The sequence below is a fragment of the Bacillus sp. N5-665 genome (genome assembly GCF_022637375.2).
GTDB lineage: Bacteria > Bacillota > Bacilli > Bacillales > Bacillaceae_G > Bacillus_A > Bacillus_A wiedmannii.
The window spans coordinates 2,075,970-2,089,314 of the sequence record NZ_CP093325.1 but is presented as its reverse complement, the minus strand read 5'-3'; the positions used below and the strand labels follow the sequence as shown (position 1 = coordinate 2,089,314).

Sequence of the window (13,345 nt, the reverse complement as noted above, 5' to 3'; positions counted from 1 at the left end):
TTGCGTTGACAATATATCATACATCATTTTCTAAAGCAATAGAGATGATATATTTCCGCTGCATGCAATCCTTATTTAGCTCGGTGTATTCTCTCTTGTAATAGACGATACAATTCCAGACAAAAGAACAAATAATAAAACAGCTAGCAAGGCATTACGTATTCCGAATGCTTCCCCAAGTATCCCTAAAAATGGTGGTCCGACTAAAAAGGCTGTATAACCAATGATAGAAACTGCAGCAACATTAGAAGTCGCGTTTTCACGGTCATCTCCAGCAGCTGACAGACCAATTGGGAACCCTAGCGCTGCACCAATCCCCCACAGTACTACGCCAAATGCTAGAAAATACGAATTACTCCCAAATATTACGATTGAAATTCCTAGAATCGCCATCATAATAGTGGCACGTACGACAGCGACACGACCGAATCGATCAAGGAAATAGCTGCTACACATACGAGTTAACGTCATTGCTAATACAAAAATTGCGTACATAATAGAACCTGCCACTATACTTTGCTCATGTCCATCTACCATCACGATAGGTAGCCAATCATTTGCACTACCTTCTGCAAATGCCATTCCAAGCACAAAAAGACCAATTAAAAGCACCTTTTTTTCCATACGTAAGGAAGTACGCTTCTCTCTCCTTTTGTTCCGCGATTTCTCCTTCTTTCCTGTTCCATGCGGAAGAAAACGATACACCATACATACAAGTAATAGAAACATGACCGAAATCACAAGAAACTGATACAGAATCGGGATGTGAAGCGACGCTGCGACAGAACCACTGAGCGCGCCTACTAAAGTTCCTACACTAAAAAAGCCATGGAATTTCGGAAGAAGAGTTGTTCCTAATTTCTGCTCAATGGAAGAACCTTCTACATTCAATGCGACTTCCGCCAATCCGTAGCCTACTCCAAATACTAGTAAGCTACTAAAAGCCCCCATACTAGAAACAAAATAAATATTTATACCTAAACAAATCAATCCAACAATCATAAAAAACATACTGCCTATAATAACGTCTCTAGCTCCCTTACAGTCAATGAAGCGGCTTGCACTCAGTAAACCAATTATTGAACCAACAGATAGTCCGAACAAAATCCAGCCCATTTCTGCATTTGACACTGCTAACATATCTCGAGTAGCTGCTGTTCTTGAAATCCATGTAGCAAACGCGACACCTGGCAAAGCAAATAAGAGAAAAAGAGCGTTTCGAGAGGCAAGTAATGTCTTTGTATGATTGTCCGCACTATATTTCTCCATATGAAACACCTTTCACATTGTCTATACGATAAGACACCAGTTTATTCATATACCCGTAAAAAACGATTTCTATAAGTCTATCGTTTTAATAACTTTAGCTGGATTACCACCAACAACTACATTATGAGGTACATCTTTTGTCACAACTGCCCCTGAGGCAATTACAGCGTTGTCTCCAATTGAAATACCAGGGTTAATTATAGCTCCCCCGCCAACCCAAACGTTGTTACCAATCTTTACAGGCTTTCCATATTCTTTACCAGAATTCCGTTCCACCGGATGTAAAGGATGAGTGGCCGTATAAATATGGACACCTGGTGCAAACATACAATTATCACCGATTCGTACTTCACAAACGTCCAAAATCACACAATTAAAATTTGCGAAAAAGCTCTTTCCAACATGGATATTGTAGCCGTAATCACAACGAAAATCAGGATTAATTTGGGCTTTCCCATCAGCTGAAGAACCTAAAAGCTGATTTAATAATGTAAAACGTTTTTCATCTCCTGTCTCCATCGCCTCGTTATAAAGGCGTGTTAAACTTTTTGCCTCCACCCTATCAGCCACTAATTCTTCATCCTCCGCAACATACATTTCTCCCGCTAACATCTTTTCTTTCTCTGTTTTCATACAATCCTCTCCCTCGTTATAGAATGAATCACACTTATTAAACAACTTTAATAAGTGACTTTAATTATACTTATTAAACGAGTTTAATAAGTATCCCTATATTAGCATATTTTTTAATATGTGCAACTAATAAGTTTTGAAAGGAAATGTGAACTCCTTACTTCACCTAATGATATTACTTGGTGGCATTTAACTAATATAATGATTGATCCATTGTTTTTCATTAAAACCATTGAGACTCATCATCATATGAAATCCTCTCCTTTAGGGGCTATACTATACATTTATTAATGAGCACACCAATATTCAAATCAATTGTTAATAAAAAGAGATTGACCCAAAAGTAGCTGAATAGCAACTTGGGTTAACCTCTTTTATTTATTATCCTTATTTAACTCTTCTACAATGTCCCTTTTCCCTATTCTATTAGCAAAAGGTATAAAAATAATAAGGACTATTCCGAACATCCCCGCTATTACCGTTACGATAAGTTTGAAATCAAAAAATAAAGGTGTACGATCTATTATACTTACCATATAGGTTAATAATGCTCCTATAACAGCCCCTAGTACGATTCCAATAAGTACATATAAATTAACTTGCGTCAAAATAATTTGTACAATCCCTTTTTTCTTAACTGTTATTGCTCGTAAAATAGCATACTCTTTTCTTTTAGATTGAATATTATTTATAAGTGTATTACATACCCCTAATGTTACACTAAACAAAATTACTACAATAACAACGATGAAAATGGACCACCTTTGCTGAAACATTAAATTAGATTGTTTTAACGATTGAGTATAACTACTTATTTTTAATTGTGGATATTGACCTTTCACTTTCTTTAATTGCTCCAACGTCTCTCTCTCGTTATTTGAACTAATAAATGCCCGCTCAAAAACTGTATAATCTTGTTTATATGTTACATTACTCCAATCCATAAGTACTGAAGGAGAATTCGGTAGCTCGTTAACAATTAATCCGATTTCTACCTTACTAGTCGGTCTAACTTTTTGTTCCTGTTCTGAAAATAGACCCAATTGAACGATATCACCTACATGAAGTTTATACCGCTCCGCTAACTCTTTTGTAACAATTATACTATTCTCCAAATTTGCAGGTACTTCTGACAGTAATCCTTGCTTTTCCATTTCCTTTAAATCACCTAAATTATAGTCAAAAGTAATATAATTTTCACCTTGTTTTAATTCTGCCAGTGAGTTCGTACCAATTGTACTAGCTCCTTTTACACTACTTATTTCTTTAAATATGTTTTGTATATGAGGTAAGGTAATGGTTGAATCATTAGTCAAACGATTTTCCACAACAATATGTGTTGGAAATTCTCGTTTTAAATATCTTTCATTATTTTTTTGCATCGTTTTAAATATAGTGGAGCCGAAGACAACTATCACCATCATTGTACTTATCATTAAGATAACAAATGTATTTTTTCTCACTTGTGGAATTACATTTTTAATAGCAACAAATGTATTCCTTCCAAATATTTTTTTCATCATAGGTAGACATAATTTTAATATCCAAGAAAGATAAATAGGAAATAAAACATACACTCCTAAAACAAGAAATATAGATCCTATTAATATCACTATCGCCTGCGTATCTCCAGTATTTGCTACAAATCCACCTAAAGCAGTTAAAACTATGCTACTAATTAAAAGGAATTTCCCCATAATACTGCGTGTTTTATTATTAGAAAAATCGGATTCTTCATTTTCGCGCATAAGCTTTACTGGCAATATTTTCGAACTTCTATATGACGGATATAACATAAACAGTTCAATAAAAAAGATACTACAAATCACAGTTACAATTGCTAGTTTATAGTCGAAACTCATCGAATTAATTTGAAAAGCAAATAAATGCTCTAGCCAACTTTGTAAAAAACGGTTACTTATTACAGCTAGTAACAAACCAAATATTCCACCAAAGAAATTAATTACACTACATTGAATGAATATAACTGTAAACATTTGTTTCGTTGTTGCTCCCATTGATCGCATAATCGCAAATTGACTTTTATATTTATATAAAAACACTTCAAAATTAGACATTAATAATAATGAAGTAATAATAAGTATTAATACAGATAAAATAACTATAAAAATATGTAATGAAGCTAAGTTACTTTTTAAAAACTCGTCTTCCTCCGCAATATCGATTCTTAATTCTTTGTCTATTTTATGAATTTGATTAGACAAAGCTAGTACATCCGCATTCGCTTTTGCTTTTATCAACACATAAGTAGCTTCATTGTGTTTACCCGTTTTTTCATATACGTGCTGTTTCACCGCACCTTTCGATAAAACGAGTATATCTGGAGCTGAACCTCCAGCTTCTATATCAGATAACACTTCTTTTACTACATAGGATTTATTTTCTATTTCAATCTTTTCCCCAACGTTTACTTGTAGAGTTTCTGCTAATCCATGATTTAATGTTACTTCTTCATTTGATAGATTTTTAGAGAAGTGATATCGACTTTTCGATAACGAATCATTTTGAACACCTACTGTATAAATAGCGGTATTCAATTTATTCACTTGCAAATGATTTACTAATACTTTTGATATGTATTCAATATTTTTTTGTTCTTTAATATTTTGTAGTAAAGATTTATCCATCAACTTATTTTGATCAGGGTTATATCCAACTGATAAATCCATATCTCCATATACATTTTTCACTTCATTTATAACAGACTGTTTCGCATGACTCGAAAATACAACCATCGTAATAATTAGAGAAACAGCCAACATAACGCTAACGATAGAGGAAATAGCAGTGAATTTATTCGTCTTAAAAAAGCGTAAACTTAATCCTCGTACTGATTTTATCATTTTGATTTCTCCAGTAATTTTTTAAATTTATCTAAAATGATATTCATATCATTTACTCCATGAGTACACGTATAATCATCAACATTTTCTCCATCATGAAAGAAGAGAACCCGATCTGCATACGTAGCAATGTGAGGATCATGAGTAACAAGAATCATACTTTGATTGAATCTTTGTTTCATATCGACTAGTACTCGTAAAATATCATTAGACGTATTGAAATCTAAATTTCCAGTAGGTTCATCTGCAAGAACAATTGGAGGAGATGTTATTAACGCCCTACCAATTGCAACACGTTGTTGTTGTCCCCCAGAAAGCTGAACTGGTCGATGATTTCTCCAATTTACTAAACCAAGAACATCTAATATTTTATTTGTTTTTTCTCGTATCTCCTCTTCTGAATCAGCTGATAATATGAGGGGTAATGCAATATTTTCTTCTACAGATAAATCCTTTAATAAATGGAATGACTGAAAAATAAATCCTATGTTATCCCGCCTGTATTCCGTCGCATATGGTTCAACAAACATATTGTTAGGCACTTCACCATTTACATATACAACTCCCTCATCAGGCTTGTCTAAAGCACCAAGTATGTTAAGTAATGTACTCTTCCCAGATCCACTCGTCCCCATTATGGCAAGGAGTTCTCCTTTATTTAACTCCAAAGATACATTTTGTAACGCCCTAACATTTGTATCTACACTCTCATATGTTTTACTTAAATCTTGAACTGCTAAGACAACTTCACTCATCATTATTCACCTCAACATTATTAAGTTTTATTCCCTTCACCAAATTAACCTGAATTAAAATTTTTTCTTTCAAATTACTAGGTGGTACAATTTCTGTTCCTATTTGAACTAGTAACATTTTTAATTCGAGAATTGTAACCATTTCTATCCCTCCCTCACTCTATATTGGTAACAAATTTAAATTTCGTTCGATTTTTTTATAAAAAAACAAGGGAACGCTCAGCGTTCCCTCTCAAATCCAATCCGTTTTTTAATTTCCGCTAAATTTACCTTCGCAATTCCTCTTGCCCGCTCGGCCCCTTTTTCTAACGCTTCGTATAATAAATTTGGCTCATTCATATACATAGCGTATTTCTCACGAGGTCCGGCTAATTCGCGGTCTACAACGCGAAACAACTCTTTTTTCACATCGCCCCATCCGATTCCAGTTTCATACTTTTCGCGCATCGACTGTATTTCATCTTCCATCGCAAATTCTTTATATGTCATAAATAATGTTTCTAGTTCTTTCGGTTCATTCGGAAGTGAAGAATCTGTTTTGATTTTAAATATTAATTTTCGTAGTTTTTCTTGATCTGCAAATAATGGGATTACATTTCCGTAACTTTTACTCATCTTCCTTCCATCAAGACCAGGTAAAATGGCACCTTCTTCTTGTATGACATACTCCGGAAGCGTAAATGTCATACCAAATGTATGATTAAAATACGTCGCAATATCACGAGCAATTTCAATATGCTGAATTTGGTCTTTTCCTACTGGTACATGCGTCGCTTGAAATAGTAATATATCAGCAGCCATTAAAATCGGGTACGTATATAATCCCATATTCACTCCCGCATCTATCTCTAAACCTGCTTCTTTATTTTGCTCCACCTTCGCTTTATACGCATGGGCACGATTCATAAGCCCTTTCGGAGTTAGGCAAGCTAATATCCAAGCTAATTCTAGAATCTCCGGCACTTCTGTTTGCCGATAAAAAATAACATCTTCACCAAGTCCGAGTGATAACCAAGTAGCGGCTACCTCTTTCGTATAATTACTAAACTGACTTGGATTATGTACAGCATTTAACGCATGATAATCAGCTATGAAATACAATGCTTTTCCTTCATTCTTCTTTGACATTTGCAATGCAGGTTTTATCGCCCCAATATAATTCCCTAAATGCGGATAACCTGTCGGCTTAATCCCTGTTAACATTATTTTTTCACTCAACCTAACTCCTCCTTTCTCAAAATAAAAAGAGTCTCCCATCCTAAAAAAAAGGACGAGAGACTCCCGCGGTACCACCTTAATTAGCTATCATTAATAGCTCACTTCAACTTCTTAACGTGAAGTAACCGTCTTTGCCTACTCATTTCAGCTAGAAGCTCCAGAGCCCATTCCATATTCATCCCTTACTGATTCCCACCACACATCAGCTCTCTGAAAAGTTTCGAATATGTACTCTTCTCTTTCATTGCTTTTAGGGTTTTTTTTACAGTTTATCACATTTAACTTTCAAATAAACCTAAATTTTCCGTTTTATATAGCAGGAATTTCCACTTTACTTGTCCAATAACATATAGGTTTGCAGAAATACTCGAAACAACTTTGGAGGTTTTTTCATGGTAAAGTATATATCTATTTTAGGTTCAACAGGATCCATTGGCACATCTGCATTAGATGTCGTTTCAGCCCATCCTGAACACTTTAAAATCGTCGGTTTAACCGCAAATTATAATATTGATCTTCTTGAGCAACAAATCAAAACATTTCAACCTTGTATTGTAAGTGTGGCAACAAAAGAGTTAGCAGACACACTTCGTACGCGTATTTCAGCGAATACAAAAATCACATACGGAACTGATGGCTTAATTGCAGTAGCTACTCACCCTAATTCAAATCTTGTATTAAGTTCCGTCGTTGGTGTTTCAGGATTACTCCCAACAATTGAAGCATTAAAAGCGAAGAAAGATATCGCTATTGCTAATAAAGAAACTTTAGTTGCAGCTGGACATATTGTAACTGAACTTGCGAAACAAAACGGATGTCGTTTAATTCCAGTTGATAGTGAACATTCAGCTATTTTCCAATGTTTAAACGGAGAAAATAATAAAGAAATTGACAAGTTAATTGTTACAGCTTCTGGCGGTGCTTTTCGTGATAAAACACGTGAAGAAATGAAAACATTACAAGCGAAGGATGCTTTAAAACACCCAAACTGGCTAATGGGTGCAAAACTAACGATTGATTCTGCCACGTTAATGAATAAAGGGTTTGAAGTGATGGAAGCTAAGTGGCTATTCGATATTCCTTATGAAAAAATTAATGTTATGATTCATAAAGAAAGTATCATTCACTCTTTAGTGGAGTTTATTGACGGATCAGTTATGGCGCAGCTCGGTGCCCCTGATATGAGAATGCCGATTCAATATGCGTTTCACTATCCTACTCGGCTACCTTCTTCCTATGAAAAATTAAATTTATTAGAACTCGGTAGTTTACATTTTGAAAAACCAGATTTAGAGAAGTTCCCTTGTCTACAATACGCATATGAATGTGGCAAAATCGGTGGTACTACCCCTGCTGTATTAAATGCAGCAAATGAAATTGCAAATGCACTGTTTCTTAAAAACGAAATTGCCTTTTTCGATATTGAAAAAACAATTTACACAACAATTGAAGCTCATCATAACGTAAAAGATCCTTCATTAGATGCTATATTAGAAGCGGATCAATGGGCACGCCAATATGCAAATAAATTGTTAATAAAAAAGAGCTAAAACAGTTTTATCTGTTTTAGCTCTTTTTCCTACGTATTTAACTTAACAAATCTATAACTATGCGTTACTAACACTTTTAATATCGCATATCCTGGAATTGCTAAAATAATCCCCATAATTCCAAATAAATTTCCGGCAGTTAAAATAATAAAAATGATAGTAATCGGGTGAATGTCTAGCTTTTTTCCCATAACTTGCGGAGAAATAAATTTACCTTCTGCTAATTGTACGACCATCATTACGATAATTACTTTTAACACCATTGATGGCGAGTCAATAAATGCGATAATTAATGCTGGTGTAATTGCAATGATTGGTCCTACGTACGGAACGATATTTACAATCATTGCTAAAATAGCGAGTAATACCGCATATTTAATACCAATAATAAGGTAACCGATTAATAGCATAATACCGATAAACAAGCTAACGATAATTTGCCCTCTAATATACGAGCTAATCGCATAATGCATATCATCTAGTATTCTCATCGCTGCTGGGTGTCTTTGTTCTGAAATAAACTTTAAAAAGTGATTCGGTAATTGTTCACCATCTTTTAAAAGATAGAACAATATAAATGGAACCATTACAAATGTTAAAACGACCTCTGTAACAGTACTTAAAAATCCAGTTACATTTCCAGTTACTGATGATAACGACTTCGTAAAATCAACTGTGTAGTCTTTTACCATACTCGCTACATCAATATTTAAATTCTCTTGAATTTTGCCTAGTAAATTACTTTCCCCGAATCTACGTGCTGCTCGTTCAATTTCATGACCGAAATACGGTAAGTTATCTATTAATGCATCAATTTGATCTTTAATAATCGGGATTACTGTTACAACTAAAAACACAAATAATCCTAGTACTATTATATATATAGAAGCGATTGATACGATTCTTGAAACGCCTTTCTTTTCTAAAAGCGAAACGAATGGATGTAAAATATAAAATAGTACACCCGCTAATAATACAGGGAAGAAAATTGTTTTTAAAAAGACGATAAACGGAGTAAATACAAAAGAAATTTTCGTTAGCAATAATATGTTAATAAACAATAACGCAAATCCAAGTAACACAGCTAAATAATTTTGTTCTCTAAAAAACTTTTTCAACTTATCTCTTTTTCTTATATTTACTTTTTCCAATGAAACCACCTCTTCGAATGATGAAAAGCCCTTATTCAGGGCTCTTCATCATAATCTATATCATTATTTTCTTGCAGCTTTCACTACAAATGATACAATAAGAATTAATACGATTGCTCCTAATAATGCTGGCACGACATGAATCCCACCAAATGATGGCCCAAAAGATCCAAATAATCTACCACCTAACGAAGCGCCTAATAAACCTGCGATAATATTTCCAAACATACCACCCGGAAAATTTTTACCCGTTATAGAACCTGCAATTGCACCTATAATAGCACCAACTATTAATGTGATAATCCATCCCATCTTTAGTCCTCCATTTCTATTATGGTGTATTTCTTTTTGATACTAAATTATTATGTAACTATTATAATTATTATATCCAATAAAGAAAAATCTTGTCAAATCTATGAAAATAAAGCTTACAAGGAGGTTTTTACCGAGTGATTCAAAAATTAATAACAACTTCTCACAAAACCGCTACTTCTATTTTAAGCATTCAAATACCAGCTTATGAAATCGAGGCACAATATATAAATAGTACAGCTATCCCTCGCCTTTATGATACTGTAGCCGATATTCGATCATGTGATGAAATTTTCTACGGCTATTTTTATGAAGATACACTTGCCGGGTTTATTTCTTTTAAAATGGATGAAGAGGAAGTTGATATTCATCGTTTAGTAGTATCCCCCGATCATTTTCATAAAGGAATCGCTACAAAACTACTACTTTATGTATTTGACATGTTCTCCCCTTCACAAACATATATTGTACAAACAGGGAAAGAAAATACACCTGCTCTGTCTTTATATAAAAAACATGGATTTATTAAAATAAATGATATTATATTATCCGATGGAGTGGTTTTAACCTCACTAAAAAAATCAGAAAACATAAAATAGTTTGACTTGTCGATTTATTTGTGTTATCTTTTACTTTATAAAACCTTTTGCTGAGTCCAAAATTTGGAGCGGGGGAACCATTTTTGTAGCCATGCTACTTGGGGCGAATCTTTTTTAAGTAGGGAAACTCTCACTTCCCGAGTCCGACAGCTAACCTCGTAAGCGTAATGGGAGAGGAAGGTGCTTTTTGCCTATGTTACACAGTGTACCTCCTTAATTATAAATATGGGATCGATACCAATAGACACCTATATTTATAGAAAAGGAGACATGTATAATGTTACGTTTATCTGATCACGCAATAAAAATGATGGAGCAAAGACTTCGACTCGAACAACATCGCACATATCAAGCAAATAAAGTTGTAGATAACTTACATCACAAATACTTCTTTCAGCATATTTTTCAACCGAAAAGATAAAGAGAAAAACACAAGGAATGTCTATACAGACATTCCTTGTGTTTTTTATATTCCTTATAATATTCTCACTACATTTAAACTTGCCGTAATCGCACCTGCTATAGTGGTCACATGCCCTACACCTAATGGACCGTTTTGTAATATTAATGTTGAATTGGCACTCGTTACATTCACAAGAAGCGTATTTGAAATGGCAGGTTCGATTACTACAGTTACTGTCGTTACGTTTTGTATAAAACTCCCTGCTAGTTGCGTCCCATTTAATAGTAGTCTGACAGATACCGTCTCATTCCCACCAGTCGCGTCCCCTTGGAAATAATAGCTTACTAAATATATTCCTGGGGTGGATACTGTGACAGTTGTAGCACTAGTTAAAGATACTCCTGTTCCATATACTGTAGATCCTGAATTAATTGGAATGTTGGCATTGGCTGCAATTGTACTTGTTGAAGTAGAAAAGAAATAGCCGCCACCTGTTGATATTGCAGATGATCCAGTTGCTCCTGTTAAACCGGTTGGGCCCGTGACACCTGTTGGGCCTGTTACTCCCGTTCCCCCTGTTGCTCCTGTTATTCCTTGTATGCCTTGGATTCCTGTCGGTCCTGTTGCACCAGTCGCTCCAGTCGCTCCGGTTGCTCCGGTTGCTCCCGTCACACCTTGTGGACCTTGAATTCCTTGTATTCCTTGAGGACCTGTTATTCCCGTCACTCCAGTTGCTCCCGTCGGACCTACTATCCCTTGTGGACCTTGGATTCCTTGCACGCCTTGTGGACCGGTTGCTCCTGTCGGGCCAGTTGCTCCGGTTGCTCCGGTTACCCCTTGTGGACCTTGGATTCCTTGAGGACCTTGAGGTCCCGTTACTCCCGTCGGTCCGGTTGCACCCGCCTGACCCGTTGGACCCGTCGGGCCAGTTATCCCTTGTATCCCTTGAGGTCCAGTTGGGCCCGTTGGACCAATCGGACCTTGGATTCCTTGGATTCCTTGAATGCCCTGTGGACCTGTTGGACCTTGTAAACCTTGTATCCCCTGAATTCCTTGTGGGCCTGTTGCCCCTGTTGGACCAGTCGGGCCCTGTGGACCTTGGATTCCTTGTATTCCAGTTGGACCTGTTGGACCTATAGCCCCTTGCGGCCCCTGTATTCCTTGTATTCCTTGAGGACCAGTTGGACCCGTTATACCACTTGGGCCTTGCACTCCTTGCAATCCTTGTGGACCGGTTGGACCGATTGGACCTTGAATTCCTTGAAGACCTTGTAAACCGGTTGGGCCGGTTGCTCCCATTACTCCTTGCTCACCTTGCATTCCTTGTATTCCTTGCGGGCCTGTTGGGCCGATTGGACCTTGTGCTCCTTGCACTCCTTGAAGACCGGTTGGACCTGTTGCTCCTACCGGTCCCTGTACGCCTTGTAAACCTTGTAAACCCGTTGGACCTGTTACTCCCATTACTCCTTGTGGACCTTGAATTCCTTGGTCACCTGTTGGACCTGTTACCCCCATTGGACCCTGTACGCCTTGCAAACCTGTTAAACCAGTTACCCCTGTCGGTCCCTGTATTCCTTGCACTCCTTGGATTCCAGTCGCTCCTGTTGCTCCGGTCGATCCAGTTGCCCCAGTTGCTCCCGTCGGACCAGTTGGACCTCCCGGTGATCCTGCCGGACCCGTTGGACCCGTTGGGCCTCCTGGCGGACCTGTTGGACCCGTTGCTCCTGTTGGACCTGTTGCAGATCCAGTTGGACCAGTTACTCCCGCCTGACCTGTCGAGCCGGTTGGACCGGGATCCCCTTGCAAGCCAGTTGCCCCTGTTGGGCCTATTACACCTTGCACCCCTTGTATCCCCTGAGAGCCGGTTGGACCGGTTAGCCCCATCTCACCTTGTGGACCTTGTAAACCTTGAACACCAGTTGCCCCTGTTGATCCTATTGGCCCTTGTTCTCCTTGTATTCCTTGAGAACCAGTTGGACCGGCCTGCCCCATCGGACCTTGAATTCCTTGTATACCTGTTACACCTTGTAAACCACTACTCCCTAAATTACCTTGAACACCTTGTATTCCCGTATTTCCTGTTGGGCCCGTCGGACCAATTTCACCTTGCACTCCTTGTATACCCTGTATTCCTGTTGGACCCGTCGGGCCGATTTCACCTTGTATTCCTTGTATACCTTGTATTCCTGTTGGACCTGTTTCTCCCATTGGCCCAGGTATACCTTGTATCCCTTGAATTCCAGTTGGGCCAATCGGACCCCTTTCGCCTTGAATTCCTTGAACACCTTGAATTCCTTGTGGACCTTGTTCCCCCATCGGCCCTTGACTACCTTGAGCACCCCGTGGTCCTGTTAAACCAGTTGGACCTGTTGGGCCAATCTCTCCCTGTACTCCTTGTACTCCTTGAATTCCTGTTGGACCAGTTGGGCCAATTGGTCCTTGTACGCCTTGTATTCCTTGCGGGCCAGTCGGTCCACCTAAAGACCCTGTCGGACCAGTTGGACCAGTTGGGCCCGTAATACCTGACGCCGGAAAAGGAATAGGTGATTGAAACTTACTACACTTATCTTGCTCCCTCACAAGCATCTCCC

General features: G+C 37.4%; 12 protein-coding genes, 1 riboswitch and 1 other annotated feature. Of the genes, 3 read left to right on the top strand and 9 right to left on the bottom strand.

Translation table 11 applies throughout. The features are described from left to right. Positions 1-75: 75 nt before the first annotated feature. The 6 genes from MNO09_RS13230 to MNO09_RS13205 form a co-directional block, all read right to left on the bottom strand. Complete coding sequence (locus tag MNO09_RS13230) at positions 76-1,269, bottom strand: MFS transporter (RefSeq protein ID WP_000417597.1); 1,194 nt, start codon at positions 1,267-1,269, stop codon at positions 76-78. Between the two features lie 69 nt (positions 1,270-1,338). Further along, entirely contained in the window at positions 1,339-1,902 is a 564-nt protein-coding gene (locus MNO09_RS13225; protein WP_000845627.1) for a maltose O-acetyltransferase, read from the bottom strand. A 374-nt stretch (positions 1,903-2,276) separates the two neighbouring features. Continuing rightward, entirely contained in the window at positions 2,277-4,766 is a 2,490-nt protein-coding gene (locus MNO09_RS13220) for an FtsX-like permease family protein (protein WP_000597766.1), read from the bottom strand. Beyond that, positions 4,763-5,521, bottom strand: a complete 759-nt coding sequence (locus MNO09_RS13215) for an ABC transporter ATP-binding protein (protein WP_000005819.1) — start codon at positions 5,519-5,521, stop codon at positions 4,763-4,765. Before MNO09_RS13215 ends, MNO09_RS13220 begins: the two co-directional genes overlap by 4 nt. Further along, on the bottom strand, positions 5,514-5,663 hold the full coding sequence (locus tag MNO09_RS13210) for a hypothetical protein (protein WP_000256360.1): 150 nt from the start codon (positions 5,661-5,663) through the stop codon (positions 5,514-5,516). Before MNO09_RS13210 ends, MNO09_RS13215 begins: the two co-directional genes overlap by 8 nt. A gap of 77 nt (positions 5,664-5,740) precedes the next feature. Beyond that, positions 5,741-6,778 (bottom strand): tryptophan--tRNA ligase, encoded by a 1,038-nt coding sequence (locus MNO09_RS13205; RefSeq protein WP_098130960.1) that lies wholly within the window; start codon positions 6,776-6,778, stop codon positions 5,741-5,743. 6 nt (positions 6,779-6,784) lie between these two features. Continuing rightward, positions 6,785-6,993, bottom strand: a binding site (T-box leader). A 138-nt stretch (positions 6,994-7,131) separates the two neighbouring features. On the opposite strand from MNO09_RS13205, the gene MNO09_RS13200 reads away from it, so the two are divergent. Further along, on the top strand, positions 7,132-8,289 hold the full coding sequence (locus MNO09_RS13200) for a 1-deoxy-D-xylulose-5-phosphate reductoisomerase (RefSeq protein WP_000241782.1): 1,158 nt from the start codon (positions 7,132-7,134) through the stop codon (positions 8,287-8,289). 29 nt (positions 8,290-8,318) lie between these two features. On the opposite strand, the gene MNO09_RS13195 is transcribed toward MNO09_RS13200, so the two are convergent. Then, entirely contained in the window at positions 8,319-9,440 is a 1,122-nt protein-coding gene (locus tag MNO09_RS13195; protein ID WP_000416918.1) for an AI-2E family transporter, read from the bottom strand. Between the two features lie 63 nt (positions 9,441-9,503). Continuing rightward, a complete protein-coding gene (locus tag MNO09_RS13190) occupies positions 9,504-9,752 on the bottom strand; it encodes a GlsB/YeaQ/YmgE family stress response membrane protein (protein ID WP_000539721.1) in 249 nt (82 codons plus the stop codon). 137 nt (positions 9,753-9,889) lie between these two features. On the opposite strand from MNO09_RS13190, the gene MNO09_RS13185 reads away from it, so the two are divergent. Next, positions 9,890-10,351, top strand: coding sequence for a GNAT family N-acetyltransferase (locus MNO09_RS13185; protein ID WP_000615114.1), 462 nt, complete (start codon positions 9,890-9,892; stop codon positions 10,349-10,351). A gap of 38 nt (positions 10,352-10,389) precedes the next feature. Then, positions 10,390-10,532, top strand: a riboswitch (cyclic di-AMP (ydaO/yuaA leader). A 96-nt stretch (positions 10,533-10,628) separates the two neighbouring features. Beyond that, on the top strand, positions 10,629-10,772 hold the full coding sequence (locus MNO09_RS13180; RefSeq protein WP_000945246.1) for a hypothetical protein: 144 nt from the start codon (positions 10,629-10,631) through the stop codon (positions 10,770-10,772). A gap of 54 nt (positions 10,773-10,826) precedes the next feature. Here the strand turns inward: MNO09_RS13180 and MNO09_RS13175 are convergent, their stop codons facing one another. Further along, entirely contained in the window at positions 10,827-13,340 is a 2,514-nt protein-coding gene (locus MNO09_RS13175; protein WP_033657644.1) for a BC_3345 family exosporium-associated protein, read from the bottom strand. Positions 13,341-13,345 lie beyond the last annotated feature (5 nt).